This is a genomic window from Amycolatopsis sp. NPDC051373 (genome assembly GCF_040689465.1).
Taxonomy (GTDB): domain Bacteria; phylum Actinomycetota; class Actinomycetes; order Mycobacteriales; family Pseudonocardiaceae; genus Amycolatopsis.
This window is the reverse complement of sequence record NZ_JBFBAE010000032.1, coordinates 53,243-65,956: the sequence shown is the minus strand read 5'-3', so window position 1 is coordinate 65,956 and position 12,714 is coordinate 53,243. Positions and strand designations below refer to the sequence as shown.

The 12,714-nt window shown below is 72.5% G+C and carries 14 protein-coding genes; 5 read left to right on the top strand and 9 right to left on the bottom strand.

The annotated features are described in order from the left end of the window. Positions 1–6 precede the first annotated feature (6 nt). Positions 7–453 carry a cupin domain-containing protein gene (locus AB0383_RS41580; protein WP_364171333.1) on the top strand — a complete coding sequence of 149 codons (447 nt, stop codon included), beginning with the start codon at positions 7–9 and terminating at the stop codon, positions 451–453. A gap of 60 nt (positions 454–513) precedes the next feature. Here AB0383_RS41580 and AB0383_RS41575 read toward each other — a convergent pair whose 3' ends face one another. From AB0383_RS41575 to pdxT, 3 genes are all read right to left on the bottom strand, one after another. Further along, the gene (locus AB0383_RS41575) at positions 514–1,035 is read right to left on the bottom strand and encodes a DUF4262 domain-containing protein (protein WP_364171335.1); all 522 of its coding nucleotides are present in this window, start codon (positions 1,033–1,035) and stop codon (positions 514–516) included. A gap of 217 nt (positions 1,036–1,252) precedes the next feature. Continuing rightward, a complete protein-coding gene (locus AB0383_RS41570; RefSeq protein WP_364171337.1) occupies positions 1,253–2,008 on the bottom strand; it encodes a YebC/PmpR family DNA-binding transcriptional regulator in 756 nt (251 codons plus the stop codon). A gap of 60 nt (positions 2,009–2,068) precedes the next feature. After that, on the bottom strand, positions 2,069–2,728 hold the full coding sequence (gene pdxT / locus AB0383_RS41565) for a pyridoxal 5'-phosphate synthase glutaminase subunit PdxT (RefSeq protein WP_364171339.1): 660 nt from the start codon (positions 2,726–2,728) through the stop codon (positions 2,069–2,071). Positions 2,729–3,181: 453 nt separating this feature from the next. On the opposite strand from pdxT, the gene pdxS reads away from it, so the two are divergent. Next, on the top strand, positions 3,182–4,096 hold the full coding sequence (gene pdxS, locus AB0383_RS41560) for a pyridoxal 5'-phosphate synthase lyase subunit PdxS (RefSeq protein ID WP_364171341.1): 915 nt from the start codon (positions 3,182–3,184) through the stop codon (positions 4,094–4,096). Positions 4,097–4,122: 26 nt separating this feature from the next. Here the strand turns inward: pdxS and AB0383_RS41555 are convergent, their stop codons facing one another. Then, complete coding sequence (locus AB0383_RS41555) at positions 4,123–4,686, bottom strand: XRE family transcriptional regulator (protein WP_364171390.1); 564 nt, start codon at positions 4,684–4,686, stop codon at positions 4,123–4,125. A gap of 70 nt (positions 4,687–4,756) precedes the next feature. Here AB0383_RS41555 and AB0383_RS41550 point away from each other — a divergent pair, with 70 nt between their 5' ends. Continuing rightward, entirely contained in the window at positions 4,757–5,452 is a 696-nt protein-coding gene (locus AB0383_RS41550; RefSeq protein ID WP_366190183.1) for an AzlC family ABC transporter permease, read from the top strand. After that, positions 5,452–5,772 (top strand): AzlD domain-containing protein, encoded by a 321-nt coding sequence (locus AB0383_RS41545; RefSeq protein ID WP_364171345.1) that lies wholly within the window; start codon positions 5,452–5,454, stop codon positions 5,770–5,772. Before AB0383_RS41550 ends, AB0383_RS41545 begins: the two co-directional genes overlap by 1 nt. Before the next feature lie 3 nt (positions 5,773–5,775). Here AB0383_RS41545 and AB0383_RS41540 read toward each other — a convergent pair whose 3' ends face one another. Together AB0383_RS41540 and AB0383_RS41535 are read right to left on the bottom strand one after the other, a co-directional pair. Continuing rightward, positions 5,776–6,741, bottom strand: a complete 966-nt coding sequence (locus AB0383_RS41540; protein WP_364171347.1) for a DUF5937 family protein — start codon at positions 6,739–6,741, stop codon at positions 5,776–5,778. 57 nt (positions 6,742–6,798) lie between these two features. Beyond that, positions 6,799–8,250, bottom strand: a complete 1,452-nt coding sequence (locus AB0383_RS41535) for an FAD-binding oxidoreductase (RefSeq protein WP_364171349.1) — start codon at positions 8,248–8,250, stop codon at positions 6,799–6,801. A 144-nt stretch (positions 8,251–8,394) separates the two neighbouring features. Between AB0383_RS41535 and AB0383_RS41530 the strand changes: the two genes are divergently transcribed. Then, the gene (locus tag AB0383_RS41530) at positions 8,395–10,503 is read left to right on the top strand and encodes an elongation factor G-like protein EF-G2 (protein ID WP_364171351.1); all 2,109 of its coding nucleotides are present in this window, start codon (positions 8,395–8,397) and stop codon (positions 10,501–10,503) included. An 18-nt stretch (positions 10,504–10,521) separates the two neighbouring features. Here the strand turns inward: AB0383_RS41530 and AB0383_RS41525 are convergent, their stop codons facing one another. Genes AB0383_RS41525 through AB0383_RS41515 form a run of 3 tightly spaced genes read right to left on the bottom strand, consistent with a single transcriptional unit; the run spans position 10,522 to position 12,700 of the window. Then, a complete protein-coding gene (locus AB0383_RS41525; protein WP_364171353.1) occupies positions 10,522–11,034 on the bottom strand; it encodes an XdhC family protein in 513 nt (170 codons plus the stop codon). A 35-nt stretch (positions 11,035–11,069) separates the two neighbouring features. Then, positions 11,070–11,558 (bottom strand): NUDIX hydrolase, encoded by a 489-nt coding sequence (locus AB0383_RS41520; protein WP_364171354.1) that lies wholly within the window; start codon positions 11,556–11,558, stop codon positions 11,070–11,072. Continuing rightward, positions 11,555–12,700, bottom strand: coding sequence for a glycosyltransferase family 4 protein (locus AB0383_RS41515; protein WP_364171392.1), 1,146 nt, complete (start codon positions 12,698–12,700; stop codon positions 11,555–11,557). Before AB0383_RS41515 ends, AB0383_RS41520 begins: the two co-directional genes overlap by 4 nt. Between the last annotated feature and the right edge of the window lie 14 nt (positions 12,701–12,714).

Below are 12,714 nucleotides of genomic sequence, written 5' to 3'. Positions count from 1 at the left end.
GTCGCCATGCCGCAGCCACCGGAATTCATCCGCCACCTGGGTCTTTCGCCGCTGCCCGTCGAAGGCGGCCTCTTCGCGGAGAGCTGGCGTTCCGAAGAGGGGTCCGCGATCTACTACCTGCTGGTGGCGCCGCGGTTCTCGGCGCCGCACCGGCTGGATCGCGTCGAAATCTTCGTGCACCACGCCGGGGCGCCCGCGCGAATGCTGCTCCTGCATTCGGACGGCACGGTGACGCGGCCGGTGCTGGGCACCGACGTCGCCGCGGGTGAACGGCCGCAGGTCGTGGTGCCCGCCGGGACGTGGCAGGCGACGGTACCGCTGGGCGAGTGGTCGCTGCTCGGCACCGTGGTGGTGCCGCCCTACACCGACGACTGCGTGGAGTTCGCCGACGTCGAGACGCTCGCCGCCCGGTTTCCCGCCGCAGGGGCGGATCTCAGGGCCTTGCCGCGGTGATCAGCGCCCGTCGAGGCAGCTCCCGTCGAGGATCAGCAGCCGGTGATCAGGGGCCGGTGATCAGGGGCCGTCGACGCCCGGAGTCCAGCTCTCGGGCACACCGCTTTCGGTGAGCACCGGCTGCCACTCGGCGAAGCCTTCGGGAGCCGTGTCCTGCCAGGGGAAGTGCCCGTCGGCCGTGGCGACGACGACCTGCAGCGCCGGGAAGTCGCCGTCGGGGTAGACGAGGAACGCCGAGCCGAAGTACTCCGGGTAGTGGCCCTTGGCGACGCGTTCGAAAACGACGGCGCTGCCCTGGAAGAAGTCGTCGTAGCGTTTGCCGACCTCGAAGATCTCGCCGTTGGCCGCGCGGTCGACGTACGCGTCGAGCAGGATCGGGCCCAGGTCGCCCGGCAGGCCGACGACCACGACCTCCGGCACGTTGTGCAGCGCCCACGCGCAGGCGGTGAAGCAGAAGCCGGCGCCCTGATCGTCCTGCGGGACCGCGATGACCGCGTTGCCCCGTTCTTTCGCCTGGGACTCGATCCAGTCGATCAGGCGCTGCTCTTCGGCGGTGAGGGCTGAGGTCGTCACGGCGGCCATTGTGCCGGAAGCACGCGGCTGAGCCCAGTACCGGCACGGGGCAATTTTCCGACCGTTTTCCCGGACGCCGCAAGGGATCCGGCTACTCGCGAGTTCGCCGGTGATCAGTCGGCCCCGGCCGGGCGCGGGTGGTCCGTGCCCGACCGGGGCCGGTCGAGAAGTGATCAAGCCGCTCTCCGCGACGCCGGAAACGGCGTCACAGCGGCGAAATCGACCGTCAGTCGACCGACGCCATGACCTCGTCGGACACATCGAAGTTGGCGTAGACGTTCTGCACGTCGTCGCAGTCCTCGAGCGCGTCGATCAGCTTGAAGACCTTCTTCGCGCCGTCGACGTCCAGCGGCACCGAGACCGTCGGGAGGAACGTGAGCTCCGCCGACTCGTACTCGAACCCGGCCTCCTGCAGCGCCTTGCGCACCGGCACCAGGTCGCCGCCCTCGGAGACGATCTCGAAGCTCTCGTCGAGGTCGTTGACCTCTTCGGCGCCCGCGTCGAGCACGGCCATGAGCACGTCGTCCTCGTTCACCTCGCCCTTGGGCATGATCACGACGCCCTTGCGGTTGAACATGTAGGCGACGGAGCCCGGGTCGGCCAGCGAGCCGTTGTTGCGCGTGAGCGCGGTCCGGACCTCCATGGCGGCGCGGTTCTTGTTGTCGGTGAGGCACTCGATCAGTACCGCCACGCCGTTGGGCCCGTAGCCCTCGTACGTGATGTTCTGCCAGTCGGCGCCACCGGCCTCTTCACCGGCGCCGCGCTTGCGCGCGCGCTCGATGTTGTCCTGCGGGACCGAGTTCTTCTTCGCCTTCTGGATGGCGTCGTAGAGGGTGGGGTTGCCGTCGGGGTCCCCACCGCCGGTGCCGGTCCGGGCGGCCACCTCGATGTTCTTGATCAGCCGGGCGAAGAGCTTGCCACGCTTCGCGTCGAGGTTGGCCTTCTTGTGCTTCGTCGTGGCCCACTTGGAGTGGCCGCTCATCTTTCCTCCATTTGTTCCGCGTACCCCCGACTCGCGTCGCGCGCACGCCGCAATCCCTGCTCAGGCTTCTCGCACGAGCTCGACGAACAACCGGTGCACCCGCTCGTCCCCGGTGATCTCCGGGTGGAACGCCGTGGCCAGCACCGACCCCTGCCGGACGGCGACGATCCTAGCCCCGGGCTCACCGACCACGGGGTCTTCGGGCACCGAGTCTCCCGGCACGAGCGCTGCCGGCACGGTGGCCAGCACCTCGACGCCGGCCCCCGCCTTCTCGACCCACGGGGCCCGGATGAAGACCGCGTGCACAGGCCCGCCTTCGACACGCGCGAAGTCGAGGTCCACCTCGAACGAGTTGACCTGCCTGCCGAACGCGTTGCGCCGGACGACCACGTCGAGCCCGCCGAGCTGCTGCTGGTCCGGGCGCCCGTCGAGCGCCTGGCGCGCCAGCAGGATCAACCCGGCGCACGAGCCGAAGGCGGGCATCCCGTCCGCGATCCGCGCCCGCAGCGGCTCGAGCAGCTCGAAGCTCTCCAGCAACCGCGACATGGTGGTGGACTCCCCGCCGGGGAGCACCAGGCCGTCCACTTCGGACAGTTCGGCCTCGCGGCGCACGGGCACGGCGTGCGCGCCCGCGCGCTCCAGCATCGCGACGTGCTCGCGCACGGCGCCTTGCAGGGCGAGCACGCCGACCGTCGGCCGTGCTCCCGAAGCTGTCGCCACCCGACCTCCCGAAAGACGTTCTGCTCAGCTTAGGGGGACGCCTCGCGGGCCTTCCGGCCAGGTCAGCGGGCGGTCGACCGGCTGTCACCCACCCGAGGGACCGGGCCGGCCGCCGGACTCCGGCGCCGGCGAGTGGCCTTCCCGAAACGTCGCCGAGTGGCCACCTCGAGGGGGATCTTGCCGGAGCTCACGACGCCCACTGGCCGGACAGCACCGGGAATCCGCGAAGCGACCCCCATCCGTACCGCCAGGATACCCCGTCGACACCGGCGCAGGTCAGCGTCGATCCGGCCGCACGTGACGCGGCCGACACCACCCCGTGGCGACCGGATCCGCAGGTGGTGGCCCCTCGAAAAGTGGACTGCCGAGATAGCCGCGCACTGGCCTGGTTCACCGGTCCACCACGCCCCTACGCTCGAAGGCGCAGGAGTCCGTCCCGAGAAAGGCCCCGAGGTGTCCGAGCAGCAGACCACCCCCGAACCCCAGTCCGTCACCGGCACCGCCAAGGTCAAGCGCGGCATGGCGGAGATGCTCAAGGGCGGCGTGATCATGGATGTGGTCACCGCCGAGCAGGCGAAGATCGCCGAGGACGCCGGCGCGGTCGCGGTCATGGCGCTCGAGCGCGTGCCCGCCGACATCCGCGCTCAGGGCGGCGTCGCGCGCATGAGCGACCCGGACCTGATCGACGGCATCATCGAGACAGTCTCGATCCCGGTCATGGCGAAGGCCCGCATCGGCCACTTCGTCGAGGCGCAGGTGCTGCAGTCGCTCGGCGTCGACTACGTCGACGAGTCCGAGGTGCTCACGCCCGCCGACTACGCCAACCACATCGACAAGTGGGCCTTCACCGTCCCCTTCGTCTGTGGCGCGACCAACCTGGGCGAGGCGCTGCGCCGGATCACCGAGGGCGCGGCAATGATCCGGTCCAAGGGCGAGGCCGGCACCGGTGACGTCTCCAACGCCACGACCCACATGCGCCAGATCCGCGCCGAGATCCGCAAGCTGTCGTCGCTGCCCGAGGACGAGCTGTTCGTGGCGGCGAAGGAGCTGCAGGCACCGTACGAGCTGGTCAAGGAGGTCGCGCAGAACGGCAAGCTGCCGGTGGTGCTCTTCACCGCGGGCGGCATCGCGACCCCGGCCGACGCGGCGATGATGATGCAGCTCGGCGCCGAGGGTGTGTTCGTGGGCTCGGGCATCTTCAAGTCCGGCAACCCCGCGCAGCGCGCCGAGGCCATCGTCAAGGCGACGACGTTCTACGACGACCCCGACGTGCTGGCCAAGGTCTCGCGCGGCCTCGGCGAGGCGATGGTGGGCATCAACGTCGAGGAGCTGCCGGAGCCGCACCGGCTCGCCGAGCGCGGCTGGTAAGCCCCGCGTTTTTCACCGCCGGTTTTTCACGAGTACTCCGAGATCTCCACCCCGAACGTGCCGGGCTCCAGCGCCTCGAAGATGTGCGGCACGTCCCCGGGGTAGCAGATGTAGTCGCCGGGCAGCAGCTCGACCGGGTCGTCGCGCACGCCGACGCGGGCCCGTCCGGCGCAGATCACGATGTGCTCGACCACGCCGTTCATGTGCGGGTCCGACCTGCGCGGAGTGCCCGGCTCCGCGCGGATCACATACAGGTCCCGGCGCGCCGAGGGCGGGCACGCGGACAGCAGCGTGCACGCGTAGTCGGCGTGCTCGGCGAACACCGTCGGCCCCTTGCCCGCGCGGATCACGCGGACCTGGGGCCGTTCGGGTTCCACGAGCCGGGAGAACGGCACGTCGAGGGCCACGCCGAGGGCCCACAGCGTCTCCACGCTCGGGTTGCCCGAGCCGGATTCCAGTTGCGACAACGTCGACTTCGCCAGGCCGGCGCGGCGCGCGACCTCGGTGAGCGACAGGCCCGCACGGGTGCGCTCGCGGCGCAGCGACGCGGCGATGATCTCCAGCGGCGCGCCGGTGGTCTCCTGCGACATCTGTGTTCGCTCCATCAGTCTTTCCGTTCGCCTTGACGAACACCCGGTCTTGTGTTCAGCATAAAGCACTATGCGTTCGATTTGGCGAACACTCGACCGGGAGCTGACCCGGGACATCGCGCTCGTCTGCGTGGCCGACGGCCTCGTGGGCGTCTCCTACGGCGCCATCGCGGTGAGCTCGGGCTTCCCGCTGTGGGCTCCGATGCTGCTGTCGCTGCTGGTCTTCGCGGGCGCGTCGCAGTTCATGCTGGTGGGCATCATCGCCGGTGGCGGCAACCCGCTGGCCGCCGTGGTCGCGGGCCTCCTGGTGAACGCGCGGCACCTGCCGTTCGGCTTCGCGATCGGCGACGTCTTCGGCTCGAAGTGGGCCGCCCGCATCGCCGGCAGCCACCTGATGATCGACGAGTCGGTGGCCTTCGCCCTGGCCCAGCACGATTCCGCGCGCCGCCGCGCCGCCTACTGGGCTTGCGGCGCGGGCCTGTTCGTCGCGTGGAACGCCGGCTGCGTCGCGGGCGCCTTCGCCGGTACCGCGATCAGCGACACCGCCGCGTTCGGCCTGGACGCCGCGTTCCCGGCCGTGCTGCTGGCCCTCGTGCTGCCGTCGTTGCGCGACCGCGCAACCCGGCTGCCCGTCGCCGTGGGCGTGGTGGTCGCCCTGGTGGCGACCCCGTTCCTGCCCGCGGGTCTCCCGGTGCTGCTGGCGCTGGCCGGCGTGCTCGTCGGCGTCGCGGCCAAGGAACCGAAGACGCTGGAAGGAGCCCACTGATGGACGGCGTCGAGCTCCTGATCGCCACCGTGGTCCTCGCGGCAGGCACGTTCACCTTCCGCTTCGCGGGGCCGGTGCTGCGCACGCGCGTGCGCCTCTCCCCTCGCGCCCAGCGGCTCATGGCTCTGTCGGCGGTCGTCCTGCTGGCCGCATTGGTCGCGACAAGCGCACTGACGGAGGGGCATGCGTTCGCCGGCATCGCCCGGCCGGCGGGGGTGCTGGTCGGCGGTGTGTTGGCGTGGCGCAAAGCCCCGTTCGTGGCCGTGGTCGTGGCCGCCGCGGCGACGGCGGCGCTGCTGCGGCTGGCCGGAGTCCCCTGACACTCAGTCGTCGGCCGCGGTCACCACGGCGTCGGCGGCGACCGTACGGGAGTGGACGCCGTCGGGGGCCGTGGCGACCAGGCCGGCGGTGCGCAGGAGCTGGAGGTGTTTCGCGACAACGCCCTGCTTCAGACCCGCGCGGCGCGCCAGCTCGCCGACGTCCGCCGGCGTGGTCAGAGAAGTGAGGAGCGAGCTGCGGCTGCGGCCGAGCACCCCGCGCAGGGCCGCCGACGACGAGGTACCGCCGGTTTCCCACAGGCCGGCGACGCCGCGGGCCGGGTAGCGCAGCACGGGCTGCCGGCCCGCGTGGGTCCGGGAGATCACGCGCGGCCAGACGAACACCGACGGCGCCAGCACGAGCCCGTGGCCGTGCGGCGCCCCCGTGCCGGGGACGTGGCGCTGCGCGACGATCAGCGCGCCCTCGGCCCAGTGGACGGCGGGCGCCAGGTCGCGGAACAGGTCCTCCGCCACACCGGCGGCGAGCAGGCGCGAACGGTGCAGCACGTCGCCTTCCAGCAGCGCCCGCATGCGCGGCCACGCCGGCGCCAGCGCCACCGCCCAGTACCGCTCCATCAGCCCCGCGAGCCGGTCGAGCCCCGCCTCCGGATCGCGGTGCAAGCGGGTCAGCGCGGCCGAGCGCGGCGGGTCCATCGCCTCCAGCTCGCGCCGCACCGCGCGCGGGGCGACGTCGCGCAGGTCCGCGAGCTCGTCGGCCAGCTGCGGCACGGGCGAAGCCGGCGTGGGCGTGAGGAACCGCGGCACCGAGCGGCCGGCGACGAGATCGGCGAGCGGCGTGACGTCGATCCCCGCGTCGGCCAGCGCGCCGGACGCCTTGCGCACCCACGGCAGGTGCAGCGCGTGCTCCCCCGGACCGGCCAGCACCCGGACGCTCGCCACGATTTCCCACAACGGGGAGAACGCGAGCCTCGTTCGCGCCAATTCGTCCGCCGACCACGCCAGCTCCAGCACTTTCCTCCTCCTCGAAAACGGGAATCGGAGAAGTGTAAAATAATCCGTTGTGGACAGTCAGGCCGGGGTTACCCCTTGCGGGAAGGCGAACACGCGGTCCGGGTCGTAGCGGCGCGCGAGGGCGCGCAGCCGGGGCAGGTTTCCGCCGTAATAGGCCTGACCCCAGTCGGGCATTTCCGGATCGAGGTAGTTGACGTAGCCGGTTGTGCCGAATTCCGGCCCGAGCCCGTCGCGAATTCGCCCGATCGCGCGCCTTGCCGCGGTTTCGGTCGCGTGCTCCAGCCCGTGGGTGAACTGGAAGCTCGCAAGCGCCCGGCGGTACGGGAAAGCCGAGTCGCCGCGCGCGATCGCGCCGCCGCCACCGTCCACGATCGTGTAAGAATCCGGGTCCTCGCTCAGCAGCTCGAGCACCGCAGCCGGATCCTTCGCCGGGCGCATCAGCATCCGCGAGGTCGCCACGTACGCCGCGGTCCCGATCTTGCCGGTACCGCCGCCCCAGCCGGGGCCGCACGCCGAACCCGCGAGGTCCGTGCAGCCGGCGAAGTACCGCATCGCGCCGAGGAAATCGGTCTCCGGCTTCTCACGCTTCAGCGGCGCCGCGCCCACCCGGCGGACGAAGTCGTCGAGGATCGGCTTCAGCCGGCTGCGCGGACCTGCGAAGCAGCCGCCGAAGTTCGCCGCCGTGGCGCCGAGCCCGAGGTCGGACCAGAGCTCGTCGGGCATCCGCGGCTGCCAGTCCTGCCACTCGGCGAACAGCGTCGCGGCCGCCTCGGGCGGGAACTGCAGGCCGAACGACGTGAGGTCCGGCGCCTCGACGGTCCGGAAGGTGAACGACGTGACGATGCCGAAGTTGCCGCCCCCGCCGCCGCGCAACGCCCAGAACAAGTCCGCGTGCTGGTGCGCCGACACCGTGCGCGCCACGCCGTCCGCCGTCACGACCCGCGCCGACTCGAGCTGGTCGCACGTGAGCCCGAGCTTGCGGCCCAGCACGCCGACTCCCCCGCCGAGCGTCAGCCCGGCGATGCCGACGGTCGGGCACGTGCCCGCCGCCAGCGCCCGCCCGGCGGAACCGAGCGCCTGGTACACCGGCCCCAGCCGCGCGCCCGCACCCACCACGGCCCGTCCGTGGTCGAGGACCCGGATCCCGTCGAGCCGCCCCACGTCCACCACCAGGCCACCGTCCACAGTGGAGTACCCGACGTAGCTGTGCCCGCCCGAGCGCGCGGCCACCGGGATGCCGTGCCGGGCGGCGAAGTCCACGCACGCCTGCACGTCGGCCTCGCTCACACAGCCGGCGATCGCCGCCGGGTGGTGGTCGTACATCGTGAAATAGCCGTGGCGAGCGGCCTCGTACCCCGCGTCGCCGAGCACCAACAACGCCCCCGAAAGCCGCCGCCGAAGGACCGCCCACCGGTCCGGCGCCGTGTCCGGAGTGGTGGCCCCCAGGCCCGCCGCCACCGGTACCGCCGCCCCGGACACCCACAGGAACGTGCGCCTGCTGATCGTCATCCCGCTCCCCCTAACCCGGCCCGAGGCGGGAACCCAGCGGGGAGCAAACGCGTGGTCCCCCCGGCCCTGCCTTGCCCTGCCCAGGGTAGCGGGTGTGTGATCGAGGACACATCGCGTACACCAGCCGTTCGCCGAGGAGTCGCCATGGCCGACAAACAGAGCAGGAGTACCGACACCGGGGCCGCCGTCGCTGTGGCCGACCCCGCCCGGGTGCGCAACGTGGTGCTGGTGGGGCCCTCGGGCTCCGGGAAGACCACGCTCACCGAGGCGTTGCTCGCGGCGTCGGGCACCGTCTCGCGCGCCGGTTCGGTCGTCGAGGGCACGACGGTGTGCGACCACGACCCGGCCGCCGTGCGCCAGCAGCGTTCCGTCGGGCTGTCGGTGGCGCCGGTGCTGCACCAGGGCCACAAGATCAACCTGATCGACACGCCGGGGTACGCCGATTTCGTCGGCGAGCTGCGGGCCGGGCTGCGCGCCGCCGACGCCGCACTGTTCGTGGTGTGCGCGGCCGAAGGCGTAGACGCCGCGACGGTCGCCGTATGGGAGGAGTGCGCATCGGTCGGGATGCCCCGGGCCGTGATCGTCTCCCGTCTGGACCACCACCGGGCCGACGCGCTCGCGGAGATCGCCGCCTGCCAGGCCGCGTTCGGCGCGGGCGTGCTGCCGCTCTACCTGCCGGCCCGCGACGGGCTGGTCGGCCTCATCACCCAGCGCTACTTCGACTACTCGGCCGGCTACCCGCCGCGGATCGGCGAGCCCGACCCGGCCGACCTCGCCGGGCTTGAAGACGCCCGCAACGCGCTCATCGAGGGCATCATCGCCGAGAGCGAGGACGAGACCCTCATGGAGCGCTACCTCGGCGGCGAGGAGATCTCCGAGGACACGCTCATCGCCGATCTCGAGACGGCGGTGGCGCGCGGGTCGTTCCACCCCGTCATCCCCGTGTGCGCCACCAGCGGCATCGGGCTCGCTGAGGTGCTCGACGGGATCGTGCGCGCGTTCCCGTCACCGCTGGAGCACGTCGTGCCGGGCGTCACGACCCCCGACGGCGGCCCGCACGGCGACCTGACGGCCGACCCCGCCGGACCGCTCGCCGCGGAGGTCGTGCGCACGGCCGTGGACTCTTACGTCGGACGCGTGTCGCTCGTCCGGGTGTTCTCGGGGACGCTGCGGCCGGAGAACGCGGTGCACGTGTCCGGCCACGGCCTCGCCGAGCGCGGGCACGAGGACCACGACGCCGACGAACGCGTGGCACACCTGTACTCGCCGCTCGGCTCCGCGCTGCGCGAAGTCCCCTACTGCGTGGCGGGCGATCTGTGCGCGCTGACCAAGGTGGGCTCGGCGGAAACGGGCGACACCGTCTCGTCGCCGAACGACCCGCTGGTGATGAAACCCTGGCGCATGCCCGAGCCACTCCTGCCGGTCGCCATCATCGCGAAGACCCGCAGCGACGAGGACACGCTCTCGCGCAACCTGTCGCGCCTCGTGGCCGGCGACCCGACGCTGCGGCTCGACCGCAACGCCGAGACCGGTCAGCTCGTGCTCTGGTGCATGGGCGAGGCGCACGCCGACGTCGTCCTGTCCCGGCTGCGCGCCGGCGGAGCCGACGTGGACACCGAGCCGGTGCGCATCAGCCTGCGCGCCACGTTCGGCAAACCCGCCCGCGGCCACGGCCGCCACGTGAAGCAGTCCGGCGGCCACGGCCAGTTCGCCGTGTGTGACCTCGAAGTGGAACCGTTGCCGCGCGGCAGCGGGTTCGAGTTCGTGGACAAGGTCGTCGGCGGCTCGGTGCCGCACCAGTTCATCCCGAGCGTGGAGAAGGGCGTCCGCGCGCAGCTCAAGCGCGGGCTCGTGGACCGGCACCCGGTCGTCGACGTGCGCGTGACGCTCGTCGACGGCAAAGCCCACAGCGTCGACTCCTCGGACGCGGCGTTCCAGACCGCCGGCGCGCTCGCCCTGCGGGAAGCCGCGGCCGCCAGCCGGATCACGTTGCTGGAACCCCTGGACAGCGTCGCCGTCACGCTCCCGGACGAACACCTGGGCACCGTCCTCGGCGACCTGTCGTCCCGCCGCGGGCGGGTCCTCGGCACCGAGTCGGGCGAGGGCGGCCGGACGGTCATCAACGCCGAGGTGCCCGCCGCGGAACTCCTGCGGTACGCGATCGACCTGCGCTCGCTGACGTCGGGCACGGCCACGTTCACCCGCGTCCACGCCCGGTTCGAGCCGCTGCCGGAGGGGGCGATGCCTCTGTGAGCCCGGTGCTCGCGCAGGTCAGAACTCGAAGCCGCCCGGCTTGTCGTTGCGGTCGGCGATGAGGCCGGCGAGCACGGCGATGGCGATCTCGGCCGGCTTGCGCGAGCCGATGTTCAGCCCCACCGGGCGGTGCACCCGCGCGATGTCCGGCGCCGGCACGCCCAGAGCCGTGAGCGCGGACACGTGCGGCCCTTCGTGACGCGGGTTGCCCAGCACGCCGACCCAGCGGGCGTCCTCCGCGAGCGCGTCGCGCAACACCGGGCCCAGCTCGGTGCGGTGGTGGTCGGTCACCACGACGTCAGCGGTCTTGTCGAGCGCCGGCATCGCGGTGCGGATGTCGCACGCGGACCGCACATCGGTGGCGCGCGCGGCGTCCGGCTCGAACAGCACGGTGTGGTAGCCCAGGTCGGCGGCGTAGCTCAGCAGGTACCGGGCCACCGGCGACGCGAACACGGCGACCAGGGTCCGCGCGTCGGGGTTCGCTTCGGGAGCGCCGTGGGCGACGGCGCAGGCATCCGGTTCGGCGGTCATGCGCCTCAGTGTGCCACCGTCGCCCGCAATTCCGGTCACACGTCGGGTTCGGCGAACTCGAAGTACTCCGGCAGCGGCGCCGTCCCGGCGAGCTTGAAGTACCGCACTTTCCGCCGGCGCCGCAGGGCGAGCGTGTCGCGCACGGCGTCGTTGTGCACGCGGCGCGCGATGACCACGCGGTGCTCGGCGTCGGTGAGCTCCTCGGCCAGCACCGGCGGCAGCGCCGTCCGGTCGATGGCTCCGAGGCGCAGGGTCAGCTCGTTTTCGTCGGCCTCGCGTTCGGCGCGGGACGCGCGTTCGGCCCGCTCGGCCGCGGCGTGCAGACCGGGGCCGGTGCCGTCCAGCAGGGCCGCGACGGCCCGGGCGACCACCGCGCGCCGCGCCAGCGCCGCGTCGAGCGCGGCCCAGCCGGCGTCCGTGCGCACATGGAGGCGGTCGAGGCGATTGGCCGTCGCGACGAGGAAAAGCCCGCCCAGCACCACGATCGCGGCCAGCACGGGGATCAGCCACGCGAGCCAGGTCACCGCGCGAACTCCCGCTCCCCCGCGACGACCAGCCTCGGGTCGGCGGCGATCGCGGTCTCGTACACGCGCAGCACCTGGGTGACGACGACCGACCAGTCGTACGCCGTCACGCGCTCCCCCGCCGCGGCGGCCAGGGACGCGCGCCGGGCCGGGTCGCCGAGCAGCTCGCGCAGGCCGTCGGCGAGCGCGCCGGCGTCGCCGGTCGTCGCGAGCTGCCCGGCCTTGCCGTCGTCGAGCACGCGGCGGAACGAGTCGAGCCCGCTGGCCAGCACGGGCGTGCCCGAGGCCATGGCCTCGGTGAGGATCATGCCGAAGCTCTCGCCGCCGGTGTTCGGCGCGCAGTACACGTCGACGCTGCGCAGCGCCCGCGCCTTCGTGGCGTCGTCGACCTGGCCGAGCAGCTCGACGTGCGGCCACAGCTCGGGGCCGGCCATGCGCCGGAGCTGGTCCGGGTCGCCGCGGCCGACCACGAGCAGCCGCAGGTCCTCGAACTCCGGCAGCAGCCGGCGCGACGCCTCCAGCAGCACGTCCATGCCCTTGCGCGGCTCGGTGAACCGGCCGACGAACCCGACCGTGCCGCCCGCGCGCGGGTAGCCGTCGAGCGGCGTGGCGCGGCCGAAGAACTCGGCGTCGACGCCATTGGGGATCTCGACCGCGTCGCCTCCGGCGTGCTCGACCTGCACCCGGCGGGCGAGCGCCGACACCGCGATACGTGCGGTGATCTTCTCCAGCAACGGCCGGAGCACGGGCTGGAACGCCGCCAGCGTGCGCGAGCGCGTGGTCGCCGTGTGGAAGGTGGCGACGATCGGCCCGTCGGCCACCTTCAGGGCGAGCAGCGACAGGCTGGGCGCAGCCGGTTCGTGCAGGTGCAGCACGTCGAACCCGTTGTCGCGAATCCAGCGCCGCACCCGCGAGTAGGAGACCGGCCCGAACTGCAGCCGCGCGACCGAGCCGTTGTACGGGATGCCGAGCGCCTTGCCCGCGGGGTGCACGAAGTCCGGCAGCACGGCGTCCTCGTCGGCGGGCGCCAGCACGGACACCTGGTGCCCCCGCGCGATGAGCGCCCGCGCGAGGTCGATCACGTGCCCCTGCACCCCGCCCGGTACGTCGAACGAGTAGGGGCACACGATCCCGATCTTCAGCCCGCCCGCCATCG